The 17,301-nt window shown below is 65.3% G+C and carries 14 protein-coding genes; 4 read left to right on the plus strand and 10 right to left on the minus strand.

Annotation, left to right across the window (positions count from 1 at the left end; translation table 11 throughout):
- Nucleotides 1-58 precede the first annotated feature (58 nt).
- Nucleotides 59-1,348 carry an MFS transporter gene (locus ACTHNR_RS03070; RefSeq protein WP_440545987.1) on the minus strand — a complete coding sequence of 430 codons (1,290 nt, stop codon included), beginning with the start codon at nucleotides 1,346-1,348 and terminating at the stop codon, nucleotides 59-61.
- A 237-nt stretch (nucleotides 1,349-1,585) separates the two neighbouring features.
- Between ACTHNR_RS03070 and ACTHNR_RS03075 the strand changes: the two genes are divergently transcribed.
- Together ACTHNR_RS03075 and ACTHNR_RS03080 are read left to right on the plus strand one after the other, a co-directional pair.
- Nucleotides 1,586-2,248: a TetR/AcrR family transcriptional regulator gene (locus ACTHNR_RS03075; RefSeq protein ID WP_440545988.1), complete on the plus strand. Its 663-nt coding sequence runs from the start codon at nucleotides 1,586-1,588 to the stop codon at nucleotides 2,246-2,248.
- Between the two features lie 63 nt (nucleotides 2,249-2,311).
- Nucleotides 2,312-2,902 carry a DUF1415 domain-containing protein gene (locus ACTHNR_RS03080; RefSeq protein WP_440545989.1) on the plus strand — a complete coding sequence of 197 codons (591 nt, stop codon included), beginning with the start codon at nucleotides 2,312-2,314 and terminating at the stop codon, nucleotides 2,900-2,902.
- Here the strand turns inward: ACTHNR_RS03080 and ACTHNR_RS03085 are convergent.
- Complete coding sequence (locus ACTHNR_RS03085) at nucleotides 2,899-3,738, minus strand: class I SAM-dependent methyltransferase (RefSeq protein ID WP_440545990.1); 840 nt, start codon at nucleotides 3,736-3,738, stop codon at nucleotides 2,899-2,901. The genes ACTHNR_RS03080 and ACTHNR_RS03085 overlap by 4 nt on opposite strands.
- Nucleotides 3,739-4,050: 312 nt before the next feature.
- Here ACTHNR_RS03085 and ACTHNR_RS03090 point away from each other — a divergent pair, with 312 nt between their 5' ends.
- On the plus strand, nucleotides 4,051-4,374 hold the full coding sequence (locus ACTHNR_RS03090; protein ID WP_440545991.1) for a DNA-binding protein: 324 nt from the start codon (nucleotides 4,051-4,053) through the stop codon (nucleotides 4,372-4,374).
- A gap of 26 nt (nucleotides 4,375-4,400) precedes the next feature.
- Here the strand turns inward: ACTHNR_RS03090 and ACTHNR_RS03095 are convergent, their stop codons facing one another.
- Nucleotides 4,401-5,549: a methyltransferase gene (locus tag ACTHNR_RS03095; RefSeq protein ID WP_440545992.1), complete on the minus strand. Its 1,149-nt coding sequence runs from the start codon at nucleotides 5,547-5,549 to the stop codon at nucleotides 4,401-4,403.
- Nucleotides 5,550-5,772: 223 nt separating this feature from the next.
- On the minus strand, nucleotides 5,773-7,692 hold the full coding sequence (locus tag ACTHNR_RS03100; protein WP_440545993.1) for a putative bifunctional diguanylate cyclase/phosphodiesterase: 1,920 nt from the start codon (nucleotides 7,690-7,692) through the stop codon (nucleotides 5,773-5,775).
- Between the two features lie 615 nt (nucleotides 7,693-8,307).
- Here ACTHNR_RS03100 and ACTHNR_RS03105 point away from each other — a divergent pair.
- The gene (locus ACTHNR_RS03105) at nucleotides 8,308-8,841 is read left to right on the plus strand and encodes a hypothetical protein (RefSeq protein WP_440545994.1); all 534 of its coding nucleotides are present in this window, start codon (nucleotides 8,308-8,310) and stop codon (nucleotides 8,839-8,841) included.
- A 93-nt stretch (nucleotides 8,842-8,934) separates the two neighbouring features.
- Here the strand turns inward: ACTHNR_RS03105 and ACTHNR_RS03110 are convergent, their stop codons facing one another.
- From ACTHNR_RS03110 to glcD, 6 genes are all read right to left on the minus strand, one after another.
- Complete coding sequence (locus ACTHNR_RS03110) at nucleotides 8,935-10,587, minus strand: L-lactate permease (RefSeq protein ID WP_440545995.1); 1,653 nt, start codon at nucleotides 10,585-10,587, stop codon at nucleotides 8,935-8,937.
- A gap of 136 nt (nucleotides 10,588-10,723) precedes the next feature.
- Nucleotides 10,724-12,898 (minus strand): malate synthase G, encoded by a 2,175-nt coding sequence (locus ACTHNR_RS03115; RefSeq protein WP_440546092.1) that lies wholly within the window; start codon nucleotides 12,896-12,898, stop codon nucleotides 10,724-10,726.
- A 101-nt stretch (nucleotides 12,899-12,999) separates the two neighbouring features.
- Nucleotides 13,000-13,404, minus strand: a complete 405-nt coding sequence (locus ACTHNR_RS03120) for a heme-binding protein (protein ID WP_440545996.1) — start codon at nucleotides 13,402-13,404, stop codon at nucleotides 13,000-13,002.
- 35 nt (nucleotides 13,405-13,439) lie between these two features.
- Nucleotides 13,440-14,663, minus strand: coding sequence for a glycolate oxidase subunit GlcF (glcF, locus tag ACTHNR_RS03125; RefSeq protein ID WP_440545997.1), 1,224 nt, complete (start codon nucleotides 14,661-14,663; stop codon nucleotides 13,440-13,442).
- 30 nt (nucleotides 14,664-14,693) lie between these two features.
- Nucleotides 14,694-15,761 (minus strand): glycolate oxidase subunit GlcE, encoded by a 1,068-nt coding sequence (gene glcE / locus ACTHNR_RS03130; protein ID WP_440545998.1) that lies wholly within the window; start codon nucleotides 15,759-15,761, stop codon nucleotides 14,694-14,696.
- A complete protein-coding gene (gene glcD, locus ACTHNR_RS03135) occupies nucleotides 15,761-17,260 on the minus strand; it encodes a glycolate oxidase subunit GlcD (RefSeq protein WP_440545999.1) in 1,500 nt (499 codons plus the stop codon). The genes glcE and glcD overlap by 1 nt, the downstream gene beginning before the upstream one ends.
- Nucleotides 17,261-17,301: the final 41 nt, after the last annotated feature.

Genomic DNA, 17,301 nt, shown 5'->3' on the forward strand with positions numbered 1-17,301 from the left:
GGCCGGCTCCCCCAAGACGTTCGCCGAGCTCGTTACCCGCTGCGGCCGCTCGCTCAAGTCAAACGGCCGTGGCCGACACGCCGCCCACCGCCCCGCGCCGGTGAATCCGCAGCACGAGCACCGCGCCGATCAGACATAGCCCGCCCGAGATCATCGAGGCCACCGTGTACGTGCCAAGGCTAGAGCGCAGCAACCCGGCGCCGTACGCGGCGAATGCGGCGCCGAGCTGATGGCCGGCCACGACCCAGCCGAACACGACGGGCGCCGAATCCTTGCCGAAGACGTCGGTGGTCAAGCGCACCGTAGGCGGCACCGTCGCGATCCAATCGAGCCCGTAGAACACGGCGAACAGCGGCAACCCGAAGAAGTCGAAGCCGAACGCATAAGGCAGATAGATCAGCGACAGCCCGCGCAGACCGTAATACCAGAACAGCAGCACGCGGCTGTTGAAGCGGTCGGAGAGCCAGCCCGAAAGCGTCGTGCCGAACAGATCGAAGATCCCCATGGCGGCCAGCAGCGATGCGCCCTGCACTTCGCTGAGGCCGTAATCGCCGCACATCGCGATAAGGTGAGTGCCGACGTAGCCGTTCGTGCTGGCGCCGCAGATGAAGAAGCTGAAGAAAAGCAGCCAGAAATCGCGGTTCTTGCTGGCCGAGGCCAGCGTGCCGAACGCGATCGCGAGAGGATTCTGCGCCGCCTGCGTTTCGGCGCGCGGCGCATCATCGGGCTCGCCGTACGGACGCAATCCAACGCTCGCCGGCCGCTCCGGCAACAGGAACAGCACGAGCGGCAATACGAGAGCGGCCACGACCGCGACGATCAGCACCACGGGCCGCCACCCGTGGTGCTCGGCCACCGCCGCGAGCATCGGCAGGAACACGAGCTGGCCGGTGGCCGAACTGGCCGTCAGGATGCCCATGACGAGCCCGCGCCGCTGCGAGAACCAGCGGTTGACGACGGTGGCGGAGAGCGTGAGCGCCGCCACGCCGGTGGCCCCGCCCACCATCACGCCCCAAATGAGGATCATTTGCCATGGCGCCGTCATCATCGACGAAAGCGCCACGCCGCCGCCCATGACCGCCAGCGCCGTCATCAGGGTGGGCCGTACGCCGAAGCGCTGCATCGACGCGGCCGCGAACGGACCGGTGAGGCCGTAGAGCGCGATATTGACCGAAATAGCGAGCGAAATCGTTGCACGGCTCCACCCGAATTGATGTTCGAGGGGCACCATCATCACGCTCGGCGTCGCACGCGTCCCCGCCGCGGCCAGCAGCACCAGGAATACGACCGCCGCGACGACCCACCCGTAATGCGCGCGCCCGCTTATTGTTCTTGCAATCCAGTTCATCGGCACTCCCGTTGACGCGCGCACCGCTTGCGAACGCGCGTGGTAAGCGATTATGTCGGTGCACCGAGCGCCGTTTCCGCCCAATGCCCGCCGTTGTTGTGACCAACCTGTCACAAATCAGAGTTGCAATGCTAGTTACCGGTCAGTAACATGTCAAGTCGTACACCTTCGTAGGACCGGCGGGACCGGGCGTTCGCGCGTGGTTCATCGCCGTGTGCCGTATCCGGACACTTCACCATGACTGACCGACACACCGATGTTCCGCGCGCCCGAGGCTCCAGGGCGAAAGCAGCCGCCGCACGCACGCGCACGCATACCGCCGGCGCGACAGCCCAGCAATTGCTGCTGCGCGCGGCCGGTGAACTGTTCTATCAAGAAGGGGTGCGCGCGGTCGGCGTCGATGCGGTGGTCGAGCGGGCCGGCGTCAACAAGATGAGCCTATACCGGCAGTTCGCATCGAAGGACGAGCTCATCGTCGCCTACTTGGAGCAGGCGAACGACTGCTTTTTCAGCTACTTCGACCACAGCATCGACCAGCACCCCGGCCAGCCGGTGCGCCAAATCGCGCAATATTTCGAAGATCTGAGATATCGCGCCTCGCGCGAGGGGTATCGCGGCTGCCCGTTCGTGAATGTGGCCGCGGAATTTCCCGATCCGTCGCACCCGGCACGGCAGATCGTGGCGCGCAACAAAGCGCAGCTCATCGAGCGGCTCACGGCCCTCACGACGGCCGCGGGCGCGGACGATCCGGCGGCGCTCGCCGACGCGCTCGCCTTGCTGATCGAAGGCGTCTATGCGGCCAGTCAGACCTACGGCCCCGGGTGCGGGCCGATCCAATCGGCGCCGCGCGTCGCCGCGCAACTCGTGGCGAGCGCGTGCTCGCAAAATGCAGGCGCGTAAAATGCCCCCTTTGACGTGCGCCTCTACCCGCCGCCTCGCCGCCCGAACGCCTGACCCATCGCCATGCCCCAGCCTCGCGCCTCTGAGCAGCCCGAACCGATCGATCATGAAGCCGTGCTGGCCGCGACACGCCATTGGCTTGTGCGGGCGGTGATCGGGCTCAATCTCTGCCCGTTCGCAAAAGGCGTCCATACGAAGGACCAGATCCGGTACGTCGTCAGCGAAACGAGCGATGTCGAGGGCATGCTGGCGGCGCTCGAAACGGAGTTGCGCACGCTCGTCGACACCGATCCCGACTCGGTCGATACGACGCTCTTGATCTTTCCGCGGGCGTTCGCCGACTTCCTCGAATTCAACGACACGCTGTTTTTCGCCGAACGCCTACTCGCGCAAATGCGACTCACGGGCGAGCTGCAGATCGCGAGTTTCCATCCGCATTATCAATTCGCGGATACGGAGCCTGGCGACGTCGAAAACTACACGAACCGAGCGCCCTACCCCATCTTGCACCTGCTGCGCGAATCGAGCGTCGAGCGAGCCACGCAAGCGTTCCCCGATGCGGCCGAGATCTACGAGCGCAATCAAGAGACAATGCGCCGCCTGGGCCATGAAGGCTGGCGGGCATGGATGCGGGAACAAGCGCCGCGCGACTAGGCGGCGGGCGTGAAGAATCGCTCGCGCAACGCGTCGAGGCCGAAGGTGTCGAGCACTTCGGTCAGGCGCTCGGCGGGGCGCCGTCGGGGCAAGTCTTTGTACTGCGCGACGATGAGCTCGTTCTTCATCGAGTGCTCCCAGCCAACGAGTTCGGTCACCGACACCTGATAGCCATGCGCCTCGAGTTGCAAACAGCGAAGCACGTTCGTGATTTGACTGCCGAATTCGCGCGTATGGAGCGGATGCCGATAAATTTCAGTGAGCGCGCTGGCAAGCGATTTACCCTTGTTGCGCCGTAGCACGCCCGCCACCTCGGCCTGACAACACGGCACGAGCACGATATGCCGTGCGTGCTTTTCCAGGGCGAAGCGAATGGCGTCATCGGTGGCCGTATCGCAGGCGTGCAGCGCCGTCACGACGTCCACGGTATCGGGCAGCTTCGCGGAGTCGATGGAATCGGCCACGGATACGTTCAAAAACGACATCGCCTCGAAGCCGAGCCGGGCCGCCAGCGCCGTCGACTTCTCGACCAGTTCGGCGCGTGTCTCGATCCCGAAAATTCGAGATCCGGTATCGCGCGGTAATGCCTTGAAAAAAAGATCGTAGAGGATAAAACCAAGGTAGGACTTGCCCGCGCCGTGATCGACGAGCGTGACGCCCCCGCGATCGCGCATAACGTCCTCGAGCAGCGGCTCGATGAACTGAAACAGGTGGTAGACCTGCTTGAGCTTGCGACGGCTGTCTTGGTTCATCTTGCCGTCGCGCGTCAGGATATGCAGCTCCTTGAGCAGCTCGATCGATTGGTCGGGGCGAATATCGTAAGTCTTGGCGGACATAGTGGGACGGCTCCCAGACAAGTCGCCTCCAACGTGCGACAGCCTACAGAAGCCCAAGAACAATCGCGTCAGTTTACCGAAAAGCGCAACGACGCCGAAAAAGCGCGCGCGGGAACAGTTTATGCATCGACGCCCGGACGCGTTTTTCCGACATCCGACGCGCGGCGGCAAAACCCGGCGCCACACGGCGCCGCCGGCGCGAAGGAACGCTCGCAAGACCGTCGACGTTACGTAACGTTACGCCGCACGGTCGTCCCGAGCGCCCGAGAGGGGCCCGCAGGCGAAGTGGACGAAAGGACGAGGACGACAGCAATGGCTACGATACCCAACGGAGACGCCGAGCAGAAGTTTCAAGCGATGCTCGCCAACCTCCTTACGCCGCCGACGGGCTGGTCGGAAAAGCAGCAACTCGAACTCGAGATGGCGCGCGACATTTCCGTGGAAATGCTGCGCCTAGCCGAAACGATGCGCGACTCCGACGCCGGCCTCGAAGCGCTCCTCACCCTGCTCAAGTATGCGAAGGTGATGGACTTCATCCTCACGACGCTCGCGTCGCGCCGTGAGATCCGGCCGCAAACGCTGCGCGTGATCTTCAAGCTGGCCGGATTGAAGGTGGACGAAGCCTATCCGGGTTGAGGCGCCCGACCGACGTTCGTATCATTTCACTTCGCGCCGAGCCGCCATAGCGACGTCACCTCGGCCGCACGGGCCCGGTGCAGCGGATCGGACGGGTCCACGGCCTTCGGATGTACCGGCCGGATATCGTCCCGCGCGATCACTTTCAGCCCGGCCGCATCGATCATCGCCAGCAACGCGTCGCGCGAACGCAACCCCAAATGCTCGGCAAAATCCGACAAGATCAACCACCCTTCGCCGCGCGGCTCGAGATGCGCGGCCAAGCCGTCGAGAAATCCACGTAGCATCCCGCTCGCGGGATCGTACACGGCGCGCTCGATCGGCGAACTCGGCCGCGCGGGCAGCCATGGCGGATTGCATACGACGAGCGGGGCGCGGCCGGGCGGAAAGAGATCGGCCTCGATGACCTGAACCTGGCCGCTCAAGCCGAGTCGAGCGACGTTCTCCCTTGCACAGGCAAGCGCGCGTGCATCGGTGTCGGTCGCGACCACGCGCGCCACGCCGCGCTTGGCGAGCAACGCCGCCAGCACGCCCGTGCCCGCGCCGATATCGAAAGCGAGTGTGTGCGTAGGCAGCGGCGCGCGCGCGACGAGATCGACGTATTCGCCTCGCACCGGAGAGAACACGCCATAGTGGGGATGAATGCGCGCGCCGAGCGCGCCGATCTCGACGCCCTTTTTGCGCCATTCGTGTGCGCCGATGAGCCCGAGCAGCTCCCTTAGCGAAACGACGGACGCCTGCGCGCCCTGCGCCGCTTCGCCGTACACCTCGCGGCAAGCGTCCTTGACCTCGGGCGCGCGCCGCAATGCGATCGAATAGTCGGCCTCGAGCGGAATCAACAGCATGCCCAGCGTGCGCGCGCGTTGCGCCTGCGCCTGACGATGGGCGTTGAAAGCGTCGATCGGTGACGCGGGCTGCTTGCGGGGCTTGCGCTCGATCCTTCGCGTCATGGCCTGAAGCAGCTGCCGTGCGTTTTGAAAGTCGCCGCGCCAAAGCAGCGCGGTGCCCTCAGAGGCCAATCGATAGGCCGCATCGGCGCTCGTGCGGTCGTCCGCCGGCACGATGCGCTTGGGCGCCGGCACAGCGGCCTCCGAGCGCCAGCGCGCGCTGTGCTCGCCAGCGTCGTCGCGCCAAGTAACGGTGGGAAAAACGAATTGATTGGGATCGGTGGTCACGAAACGAAATGGAAAAAGCCCGGCGAACGGCGAGCGCCCGGCGCGCTCGCCCTCTCGTATTTTCTTACTTTCGCACGGCAAGCCGACACGATACCGCGCTTTTGCGCCGGCGCGGCGCGCACGGCGCTTTGCGGGGACTGCTGCGTCCGTCGGCCAATGCACCCGTCTGATCCCGCATGGACGATGTGCTCGTGCGCTGCAGCTAAGCCGCGTGTGCCCGGGGTCAAGCCGCTACACTGCGGCGCGGACCGCTTCGCTCGGATCTAGGTGGAATCGGCAGGGTCGAGCCCTGCAGCAAGAGACGCGTTGCCGCATCGGCGTCGAGCGGCTTGCTGAATAGAAAGCCCTGGGCATCGACGCAGCCGAGCCCCATGAGAAATGCGCGTTGCGCTTGCGTCTCGACCCCTTCCGCGATGACGGAAAGTTCGAAGGCTTTGGCCAGCGTGACGATGGCCGTCGCAATGGCGCCCGAATCGCCCGAACCGATCCCCCGGACGAAGGCTCGGTCGATCTTGATCCGATCGACTGGCAACGTGCGTAATTGCCCGAGGCTCGAGTAGCCCATGCCGAAGTCGTCGATGGCCACGCGCATTCCGATCCGGCGAAACTCCGCGAGCCGGCGCGCCGAGGCTTCGGGATTCTTCATCAGCGCCGTTTCCGTCACTTCGAGTTCCAACATCGTCGGGTCCATCCCCGTTTCGTCGATGATGCGCTGGAACGACCTCATGATGTCGGCGCGCTGCAATTGCAACGGCGAAACGTTCACCGAGATCGGAACCGCCTTGACTTGCAATTCGCGCCATAACGCAAATTGCTCGCAAGCCGCGCGCAGCACCCATTCGCCTAGCTGCGAAACAAGTCCCGACGCCTCCGCGACCGCGACGAAATCCACGGGACTCACGAATCCGTAATCCTCGTCGTGCCAGCGCGCGAGCGCTTCCACGCCGCGCACTTCGCCCGTGCGCATGTCCACCTGCGGCTGGTAGCTCAAATGCAACGCGCCGTTTTCGATTGCCTTTCTGAGACGCCCCGACAATTTGAGGCGCGCATCGGCATCGCTGCGCATACGATGCCGATAGAAGACGTACCCGTTGCGACCGCGGTTCTTGGCCGCGTACATCGCCATATCGGCCGCGCGAATCAGCGATTCCGCGTCGGCCCCGTCTTCGGGAAACACGCTGATGCCGATGCTCGCTCCGACGACGAGTTCGTGTTCGCCCACGACGATCGGCGCCGTAAGCGCCGCGAGCACGGCGTCGGCAAGTTGATGATGGCCGCCCGCGCCGCTGCGCGTTTCGCTGACGATGACGAACTCGTCGCCGCCGTATCGCGCAACCAGGTCGTCATGACCGGCGCAAGCCGCGAGCCGCGCGGCCACTTCGATCAGGAGCCGATCGCCCACGTTGTGCCCGAGTGCGTCGTTGACCGTCTTGAATGCGTCGAGATCGATGAACAGGACGTCGATGCCGTGCGCGCGCGTCATCACCGTTTGCAGCTTCGACGCAATCGACATGCGATTGGACAAGCCGGTGAGGCTGTCGCGCTCGCTAAGCTCGCGCAGCCGGCTCGAACGCTCCGTGAGCTTCATGTAGACGTCGTACGTCGTCTTCGCCAGCACGAGGGGATAGCCAAGGACGACGGGCACCCACGCATATGCGGTGTGGAGCGCCATCGTATGGGCGACTTGGGGCCCGAAGACGAGCACGCCCGCGCCGACGCCGAGCGCCGTCGCCAGGAGACCAGCGCCGAACAGCCGCCATCCCCCCGCGGCCATGTTGTCGATGGCGAACATCAGAAAGACGACGATCGTCGCGATCGGGGCGAAGTGCACGGCCGCGATGAACCAGCCGCCGTGGACCGAATCGATCATGAAGTTCCAGCGTTCGCGGGCGAGCGGCTCGGGCGCATTGCGCACATGCAGAAAAGCGAGATGTGGCCACAGGAAACAGACGGCGGCGACGGCCAACACGACCGACGTGCGCGCATGCTGCGACTGCAGCAATAGCAACAAGGGGAAGAAACCGGCGCCAAAGCCGAAAAGCCGCAGCACGTAGATGCGGCGCGCGAACCTGGCGCCCTTGCGCGAAGCATCCGAGCGATTCGCGGCAGGTACGGCGGCTAAACATGACGGCTCGTGTGGCATGCCCTGGCCCGTGCGTGCGCGACTGCCGCTGCGGCATTCGCGCGTCAAGAATAAGTGCTCGTACTAACGACTAACGGCCATTCGTCCTGAAAGTTTAGACAAATCTGCCCTTTTGGGCGAATCGGGCCAAGATGCGTGTCGCACGACTCGCCGTATCGCCGTTCTCTGGTTCTCACTGCGAAAGGCACACGACGGCGAGCCGTGCCGTCGGCGAACGAAGGTGCGATCAGCCGATGTTTTGCGTTCGTGCGGCATTTAGGAGTACGAACGGCTGATCGGGTCTACCACTCGCGCATCGGCAAACAGTGTGCCCGCGCTCGGCGACCATTGGCGCGGCCATGGGTGCGTCTACGCAGGGATCGTGCCTGGCTATGTCGGCAATCACCCCTAACATTTGATAGTCACGGCCGCCGCGCTGCCTGTCCAGGAAAATGCCGCGCCCGATGTGCGAAGACGCGCTTGCGCTGCTTGCTCCCCTCGTACCAATGACGCGCGTTGCCGAGCGTCCTAGAAGCCCGCCGCATCGAACCACGATGACGGCCGACGCGCCATGATCGGTCTAGCCGACCATCCGGCCCGCGAGCGGCGGCGGGCAACTCGAGGAGAGAAACGATCGTGATCGACACCACCAACGGCGTGAGACTCGCCGATGCACCTAAAATCGGAACGTATTGGGAAGGACAAGGCGGCGTCTATGCGGGGATCATGCCCGACTACGAGGGCACCCAGCCGCGCTTTCTGATTTTCGCCGAGGACGAGGCGGTCGATATCTCGTGGGGCCCCATGGGGACGACGGAGGATGGCGCGCACTCCCATGACTACGGCGCCGCCAACACACGCGATCTCGTCAACTGCCGCAAGCGTGCGCACGACCACGACGCGGCTCGCTTCGCCGCCGGTTACGAAAAGGACGGCCATAAAGACTTTTATCTGCCCGCTAGGCGCGAGCTGAATGTCGCGTACCAGACGATCCGCGAGTCGTTCGACGAAACCGATCTTTACTGGTCCAGTACCGAGGAATCGGCGCTGACGGCGCGGGTTCGCCACTTCGGCGATGCCGAACCCGACTACCTGTTCAAGCGCATGACGGCACGTGTTCGGCCGATGCGCAGCATGCCCGTCATGGAAGATGCACCCGCCGCCGGCTAAATGCCGTCGATTTAGCGCTCGAACGCGAGGCGCCGCTAGGGCGCCTCGCTGGTGCGTGCGAGGATCGAGGGGGAGCGTGGCGCCCCACGCTCCCTACTTCGGCAAGACTGGAATCATCCAAGTCAGCACGTGCTGCTGCAGGAACACGAGCACGCCGAGCAACAGGGTCAAGAAGACGCTATGCCAAAACGTGCGTGCAAAGACGACGCCTTCCTGCCCTTTTAGGTCGGTGGTCGAGACGCCCGTAGCGATGTTCTGCGGCGAGATCATCTTGCCCATCACGCCGCCCGACGAGTTCGTCGCGGCCATCAGCACCGGGTCGAATCCCAGCTGGCGAGCCGCGACCACCTGCAGATTGCCGAATAGCGCGTTGCCCGACGTATCGCTGCCCGACAAGAACACGGCAATCCACCCGAGCGTAGCCGACACGAGCGGGAACAGCGCGCCCGTGGAGGCGACACCGGTGCCGAGCGTGTAGCTCATGCCCGAGTAATTCAACAAGTACGCTAGGCCGACGATCATCATCACGGTGACGATGGCGATGCGCGTTTGCCGCCACGTGGCCCCGATGCAAGAGAAGAACTCGCCCACGCCCATCCGCGACCACGCAGCCGTGATGATGGCGGAGAGCAGGATCGCCGTACCAGTGCCGAGCGGCTGGAAGTCCCAAATCGCCGCATACGGCTTGTGATAAAGCGACACATACACGGCGTTGTGCAGCCCCGGCCACTTGATCTTCACATCGCCGATCATCGCAACATTCGCGTGCACCCAGAAGATGACGATCACCGAAACGACGAGCCACGGCAGCCAGCCGCCCCAGCCGGCCCGCTGGCGCGCAGCGCCCACGCCGACCATCGTGTCCGCGCCGCGCGCGATCGCGAACTGCGGGTCGGGCGCGGGGCGCCACACCTTCAGGAAGGCGATCGTCACGATCAGCGAAGTCAGCGACGACAGCACGTCGGTCAACTGATAGCTGAGATAGTTCGACGTGACGAACTGTGCAAGCGCGAAGCTGCCGCCCGACACGAGCAGCGCGGGCCACAGCTTGCCGATCGAGCGTACGCCGCCGTAGACCCCGACGACGTAGAACGGCAGCAGCAGCGCGAAGAACGGCAGTTGGCGGCCGACCATCGCGCCGAGCGTCACCGGAGGCAGCGACGTGACCGCGCCAAGCACCGTGATCGGCACGCCGAGCGCGCCGAACGCCACCGGCGCCGTGTTGAAGATCAACGTGAAGGTGAGCGCCTCGATCGCCGGAAAGCCTAGCGCGATCAACAGCGCGCTGGTAATGGCCACCGGGGTCCCGAAGCCGGAGATCCCTTCGAGCAAGCAGCCGAACGAGAATGCCACGACGAGCAGCACGAGCCGCCGGTCGTCGGGCAAGTGGTCGAGCATCCATTGCCGGAATTGATCGAACCGGCCGGTCTTCACCGCGATGTTATAGAGCAGCAACGCGTTGAAGACGATCCACATCACGGGAACGAGTGCGAGCGCCATGCCGGCGCCGACTGCGTCGAGAGCCAAGCCGGCGGGCATGCCCCACGCCGCGATCGCGATGATGAGACCGGTGATCAGGCCGGCCAGCGAAGCTTGCCATGCGGGCCGGCGCAACACGCCCAGCATGACGAGCGCGACCGCGATCGGCAGCGCCGCGACGACGAAAGATAGAAAAAGCGAATTGCCGACCGGTGTCAGCGGCTGCGCGAACACCGTTCCGGGCGGTAACGCCACGGTTGGATTCATGTGTTGTCTCCTAGATAATCGTTGTATTGCTCGGCTTGATATCGCCGGCAGGGGCTATCGCCAACCTTCGCGTCTATCGGTCCGACGCAGCCGGCGCACCGCCCTCCCCCCTAAAGGCGGCGCACCGGCCTTCCTCCTATCCTCCCGCCAAGTGACGCTTGAACTCGAGCCGGAATCGATGCAGCAACGGCTCGGTGTAGCCGCTCGGCTGCGTCTCACCTTCGAACGCAAGCGCGCATGCGGCCTTGAACGCGAACGAGGCGGCAAAATTCGGCGCCATCGGCCGGTAGTTCGGGTCGCCGGCGTTTTGCTGGTCGACGACCGCCGCCATGCGCTCGAACGTCTGCCGGACGAATTCGGGCGTCACGACGCCGTGGCGCAGCCAATTGGCGATGTGCTGACTCGAAATGCGCAGCGTCGCGCGATCCTCCATCAATCCAACGTCGTGAATGTCGGGCACCTTCGAGCAGCCGACGCCCTGCTCGATCCAGCGCACGACATAGCCGAGAATGCCTTGCGCGTTGTTTTCGACTTCGCGGGCGATGTCGTCAAGGGACCATTGCGCCTGCTCGACCACGGGCACGGTCAGCAGGCCGTCGAGCAGCGCATCGCGCTCGAGCGCGTAGTCGATCCGCTCCAGCTGCTGCTGAACGGCCTGAACGTCCACCTCGTGATAATGCAACGCGTGCAGCGTCGCGGCTGTGGGCGAGGGCACCCATGCGGTATTGGCGCCGGCGCGAAGCTGCGCGCCATTTTGCTCGAGCATCGCATGCATGAGATCGGGCATGGCCCACATGCCTTTGCCGATTTGCGCGCGCCCGCGCAGCCCGCAGGCGAGGCCGACCAGCACGTTGTTGCGCTCGTAGGCGGCGATCCACGCCGAACTTTTCATGTCGCCCTTGCGCAGCATCGGCCCGGCTTGCATCGCCGAGTGCATTTCGTCGCCCGTGCGATCGAGAAAGCCCGTGTTGATGAAGGCGACGCGTCCCGAAGCTGCCGCAATCGAGGCCGCGAGGTTCACGCTCGTGCGCCGCTCTTCGTCCATGATGCCCATCTTGATCGTCTGCGCCGGCAACCCGTAAAGGCTTTCGACGCGGCTGAAGAGTTCGTCGGCGAACGCGGCCTCGGCCGGCCCGTGCATCTTCGGCTTGACGATATAGACGGCGCCCGTGCGCGAATTGCGCCGGTTCTGACGGTCGTGCAGCGCGCACAAGGTCGTGACGACGGCGTCGAGGATGCCCTCGGGAATTTCATGGCCGTCGTGGTCGAGCACCGCGCCGGACGTCATCAGGTGACCGACGTTGCGCACGAACAGCAGCGAGCGCCCGTGCAGCGTCAGGGTGCTCCCGTCCGCCGCGCGGTAGACGCGGTCGTCGTTCAGCCGCCGCGTGAAAGTCTTGCCGTTCTTGGCGACCTCCTCCACGAGCGTGCCTTGCATGAGCCCAAGCCAATTGCGGTAGAGGGCGACCTTGTCCTGCGCATCGACGGCCGCGACCGAATCCTCGCAGTCGATGATCGTCGTGACGGCCGCCTCGAGCACCACGTCGTTCACGTGCGCGGCGTCCGTTTTGCCGATCGGCGCGTTCGCATCGATCTGAATCTCGATGTGCAGGCCGTTTTGCTTCAGCAGGACAGCGGACGGCGCATCCGGCTCGCCTTGATAGCCGACGAACTGCGCGGGCGTCGCAAGGCTCGCTTCCCCGGTCTTTGTACGAACGATGAGGCGTCCGTCCTGCACGGCATAGCCCGTCGCATCGCGGTGCGATGCCCCCGCGAGCGGCACGGTGCGGTCGAGAAACGCGCGCGCGTAGTCGATGACGCGCGCCCCGCGCACGGCGTTGTAGCCGCCTGCGCGCGCGGCGCCGTCATCCTCCGGCAGCGCATCGGTGCCGTACAGCGCGTCGTAAAGGCTGCCCCACCGCGCATTGGCGGCGTTCAGCGCGTAGCGCGCGTTCGACAGCGGCACGACGAGCTGCGGGCCGGCTTGCTCGGCGATTTCACTGTCGACGCCCGCCGTGCTGACTTTGACGCCGTTCGGGGCCGCGACGAGATAGCCGATCTCTTCGAGAAATGCCCGATAGGCGCGCAGATCGCGCACGGGGCCGGGGTGCGAACGGTGCCATTCGTCGAGCGCCGTTTGCAGCCGGTCGCGCTCGGCGAGCAGAGCGCGGTTCTTGGGCGCGAGGTCTCGCACAATAGCGGCGAACCCTTGCCAAAACGCTTGCGCGTCGACGCCGGTGCCGGGCAGCGCCTCGCGCTCGATGAATTGGCTGAGCGCCGTGTCGACGCGCAGCCCGTGGTGGTCGGTCATGTTCATGATGCGGTGCCTGCGGTTATCGTTGCCTGGGTTTCATGGGTTGCCTAAGCTTCACGGGTTGCGTTGGCTGCATTGCGAGGTGCGTGCCTAGGGGCTCACGCCCCGATGCTGTGGGCGCCGGCCTTAGCCACTTGCGCATCTTGCTCCGATTTGACGCCCGACACGCCGACGGCGCCGACGACGTGCCCATCGACGAGCACCGGCACGGCGCCCTCCAGGGTGCCGGCGAGCGGCGCGCTCAGAAACGCCGTGCGGCCGCCGTTGATCATATCCTCGTAGGCTTTCGACTCGCGCCGGCCCAGCGCCGAGGTGCGCGCCTTTTCGGTTGCGATGTAGGCGCTCGCGGGCGAGGCGCCGTCGAGCCGAACGAGCGCGAGCGGATGGCCGCCGTCGTCGACGACCGAGATCACGACCGCCCAGCCATGCTTCTGCGCTTCAGCGCGCGCGGCGGCGACGATCTTGTCGATTTCTTCCAATCCAAGTACAGGTTTCGTTTGCATCGTGAGATCTCTCGAGGTCGAAAATGGTGAAAGCGTCAAGCGCCGAGCAGCCTGTCGACGAGTTCGATCCAATGCCGCACCGGCGTACGGCCTGCGCCGTTCAGATGTGCTTGGCACCCGATATTGGCCGTGACGATCACGTCGGGCTGACCCGCCTCCAGGGCGTCGAGCTTGTTGTCTCGAAGCTGTCGCGCGAGCATCGGCTCGGTAATCGAATACGTCCCCGCCGAACCACAGCATAGATGCGAATCGGCCACGGGGGTAAGCTCGAAACCGAATCGCATCATCAGCGATTCGATAGCTCCGCCTAGCTTCTGAGCATGCTGCAGCGTGCACGGGCAGTGCACGGCCACGCGCCGCGACTCGCTTTTGTGCAAAGCGTCAAGCGGTTCGCGATCGATCACTTCGACGAGGTCGCGCGCAAGCGCGCTGATGCGTTCGGCCTTTTCCGCATAGGCGGGATCGTGCCGCAGCAAGTGCCCGTATTCCTTGACGAACGCGCCGCAGCCACTGGCCGTGAGGACGATCGCTTCCGCGCCCGCCGCCACGGCGGGCCACCAGGCGTCGATGTTGCGCCGGGCGCGCGCAAGTCCGTCGTCCTGCGCATTCAAGTGGTACTCGGTCGCACCGCAACAGCCGGCCCGCTCGGCGGGCACGACGCTGATGCCCAGCCGGTCTAACACGCGGGCCGCAGCGGCATTGGTGTTCGGCGAGAGCGCCGGTTGCACGCATCCTTCGAGCATCAGTACGCGCCGCGTGTGCCGCGGCGCGGGACGAGCCCCGGCGGCGGGCGGCGCGGCCGCCGGGATTTTTTCGCGCAGGCTGGGCGGCAGCATGGGACGCAGCAAACGCCCCGCGCCGAGCAACGGCCCGAACCGGTGCGGCTCCGGCACGACGCGCCGCAATGCGCCACGGAGCAAGCGCTGCGCCGCCGGCCTCGGTGCGCGCCGCTCCACCTCCGCGCGACCAATGTCGAGCAGCGAGTGGTAGCGCACGCCCGACGGACACGTCGTTTCGCAGTTGCGGCAACTGAGGCAGCGATCCAAGTGCGCTTGCGTCTTGTCCGTCACCGGCGCGCCTTCGAGCACCTGCTTGATCAGGTAGATGCGTCCGCGCGGCCCATCGAGCTCGTTTCCGAGCAGTTGATAGGTCGGGCAGGTGGCGTTGCAAAAGCCGCAGTGCACGCAAGCGCGCAAGATCGATTCGGCTTCGTCCGCGCGGGGCAATGCGCGGGCTTGTTCGCTAAGAGAGGTTTGCATCGATCGAAGATTCGTCGGCGCCGACGGCGCTTAAAGCGCCGCGTAAAGGCGGCCCGGGTTGAAGATGCCCAGTGGATCGAGCTGCGCTTTCAGTCGCTGGTGCAAGCGCAGCAAAGGATCGGGCAGCGGGTGAAAAGGATCGCTCGTGAGGCTCGGCGCGAAACAGGTCGCGTGCCCGCCCAGGCCGGCGGCCATCTCACGCACGGCCGCGGCGCTCGCCTCGGTCTTGATCCACCGCTGAGCGCCGCCCCAGTCGAGCAGCGCGTCGCCCGGCATAGGCGCGAGCGGCGCGCCGACGGCTACCGACACACGCCAGAGCGGCCGAGGATCGCTAAAAAACGGCAGCGACCTTTCGCGCAGCGCCCGCCAGAACGAGCCGTCCCCTCGCTCTCCGCCGAGCGCCGCCTGCGCGGCGCGGATCGAGCCCTCGCCGCCTTCGAGCCGAAGGTGCAGGACGCCGCCCGCATGACAGGCGCCTGTCACCGGCAAGCCGGCGTCGCGCCATTGCACGAGTTTGCGCACCATGTCGTCGGCGGACATTTCCAGGGCGATGTCCAGTACGGCGCGAGGCTTGGGCAATACCTTCAGCGACACCTCCGTAATAAGCCCGAGACAGCCGAAGCTGCCGGCAAGCAACCGCGAAACGTCGTAGCCGGCGACGTTCTTCATCACCTCGCCGCCGAACCGCAGGTGCTTGCCCTGCCCCGTCACCACGCGGCAACCGAGAACGAAGTCGCGGACAGCACCCGCCCATGGTCGACGCGGCCCCGAAAGCCCCGCGGCGACCATGCCCCCGACGGTTGCGTCACCGTCGAATGCGGGCGATTCGCAAGGCAGCATCTGCCCCGCCTCGTCGAGCACGGCATCGAGTTCAGCGAGCGTCGTGCCGGCGCGCACCGTCACGACGAGCTCGGTCGGGTCGTAGCTGACGATGCCGCAATGAGCGCGCGTATCGAGCGAGCGAGCCTCGATGGGGCGCCCGAGAAACGCCTTCGTATCCCCGCCGCGAATGCGCAGCGGCGTGCGGGCGGCGATTGCCTCGCGTACTTGTTCGATCAACGCGGCGCTTCGATCGGCCGGCTCGAAAACACGTGGCATCAGAAGCGCTCCAGATGCGGAAACGAGAGTTGGCCGTGGTGAATATGCATGGCGCCGAACTCGGCGCAACGATGCAGCGTCGGAATGTTTTTCCCGGGGTTGAGCAATCCCGACGGATCGAACGCCGCCTTCACGGAATGAAAAAACGCGATCTCGTCGGGCGTGAACTGCACGCACATTTGGTTGATCTTCTCGCGCCCCACGCCGTGCTCGCCCGTAATGCTTCCGCCTACTTCCACACATAGCTCGAGAATCTTGCCCCCGAGCGCTTCGGCCCGATCGAGCTCGCCGGGCCGATTTGCGTCGAACAGAATCAGCGGATGCATGTTGCCGTCGCCCGCGTGAAAGACGTTCGCGACCTGCAACCCATATTCTTCGCCGAGGGCCGCGATCCCCCGCAGAACGTGCGCCAGCTGGCGACGCGGGATGGTGCCGTCCATGCAGTAGTAATCGGGCGAAATGCGCCCCACGGCCGGGAATGCGTTCTTGCGCCCAGCCCAAAAGCGTAGGCGCTGCGCTTCGTCGTCGGCGACGCGCACCTCGGAGCAGCCGGCTTGCGCGAGCAGCGCGCGAACGCGCGCAATGTCCTCGTCGACGTCGCTCTCCACACCATCGAGTTCGCAGAGCAAGATCGCTTGCGCGTCGACCGGATAGCCTGCATGGATGAAGTCCTCGGCCGCGCGGATCGCGAGGTTGTCCATCATCTCGAGCCCGCCCGGGATGATGCCCGCGCCGATGATGCCCGCCACCGCATGGCCGGCCTTTTCGACGTCGTCGAAGCTCGCCATCAGCACTTTCGCGCACTGCGGCTTGGGCAGCAATTTGACCGTGACCTCGACGACGATGCCCAGCATACCTTCGGAGCCGGTCAACAGCGCGAGTAGGTCGAACCCCGGACTGTCGAGCGATTCGCCGCCGAACGCGAGCCACTCGCCGTCGATCGTGAGCACATCCGCTTTCAGGATGTTGTGCACCGTCAGACCGTATTTCAAGCAGTGCACGCCGCCCGCGTTCTCGGCCACGTTGCCGCCGATCGAGCAAGCGATCTGCGACGACGGGTCGGGTGCGTAATAAAGCCCGTGCGGCGCGGCCGCTTGCGAGATCGCCAGGTTGCGCACACCCGGCTGCACGCGCGCCGTGCCGGCGATGGGATCGAGCGAGAGGATGCGGTTGAACTTCGCCATCACGAGCAAGATGCCCTTCTCGAGCGGCATGGCCCCGCCGGAGAGCCCCGTACCGGCGCCGCGCGCAACCACCGGCACGCCGCGTGCGGCCGCGAGCTTGAGCACGTCGCGCACTTGTTCGACGGTGCTCGGCAAAACAACGCAAAGCGGCACGCTGCGGTAGGCCGCTAGCCCGTCGCATTCGAACGGTCGCAGATCTTCGGCTTCGTGCAGGACTTCCAATTCGGGGGACAACGCCTGCAGCGCTGCGATCAGCGCACCGCGATCGACCGGCATGAGTTCGCCGTCGATCGTTTCGTCATATGTGAAGCTCATCCGCGGTTCCTTCTGCAAACGGTGCATCGCGAACATGCGGC

The organism is Trinickia sp., from assembly GCF_051954495.1.
Classification (GTDB): Bacteria; Pseudomonadota; Gammaproteobacteria; order Burkholderiales; family Burkholderiaceae; genus Trinickia.

Excerpts from the sequence above, each read along its gene's own strand:
- ACTHNR_RS03070 (WP_440545987.1), bottom strand. The coding sequence starts at position 1,348 with ATGAACTGGATTGCAAGAACAATAAGCGGGCGCGCGCATTACGGGTGG.
- ACTHNR_RS03075 (WP_440545988.1), top strand. The coding sequence starts at position 1,586 with ATGACTGACCGACACACCGATGTTCCGCGCGCCCGAGGCTCCAGGGCG.
- ACTHNR_RS03080 (WP_440545989.1), top strand. The coding sequence starts at position 2,312 with ATGCCCCAGCCTCGCGCCTCTGAGCAGCCCGAACCGATCGATCATGAA.
- ACTHNR_RS03085 (WP_440545990.1), bottom strand. The coding sequence starts at position 3,738 with ATGTCCGCCAAGACTTACGATATTCGCCCCGACCAATCGATCGAGCTG.
- ACTHNR_RS03090 (WP_440545991.1), top strand. The coding sequence starts at position 4,051 with ATGGCTACGATACCCAACGGAGACGCCGAGCAGAAGTTTCAAGCGATG.
- ACTHNR_RS03100 (WP_440545993.1), bottom strand. The coding sequence starts at position 7,692 with ATGCCACACGAGCCGTCATGTTTAGCCGCCGTACCTGCCGCGAATCGC.
- ACTHNR_RS03110 (WP_440545995.1), bottom strand. The coding sequence starts at position 10,587 with ATGAATCCAACCGTGGCGTTACCGCCCGGAACGGTGTTCGCGCAGCCG.
- ACTHNR_RS03115 (WP_440546092.1), bottom strand. The coding sequence starts at position 12,898 with ATGACCGACCACCACGGGCTGCGCGTCGACACGGCGCTCAGCCAATTC.
- ACTHNR_RS03120 (WP_440545996.1), bottom strand. The coding sequence starts at position 13,404 with ATGCAAACGAAACCTGTACTTGGATTGGAAGAAATCGACAAGATCGTC.
- glcF (WP_440545997.1), bottom strand. The coding sequence starts at position 14,663 with ATGCAAACCTCTCTTAGCGAACAAGCCCGCGCATTGCCCCGCGCGGAC.
- glcE (WP_440545998.1), bottom strand. The coding sequence starts at position 15,761 with ATGCCACGTGTTTTCGAGCCGGCCGATCGAAGCGCCGCGTTGATCGAA.
- glcD (WP_440545999.1), bottom strand. The coding sequence starts at position 17,260 with ATGAGCTTCACATATGACGAAACGATCGACGGCGAACTCATGCCGGTC.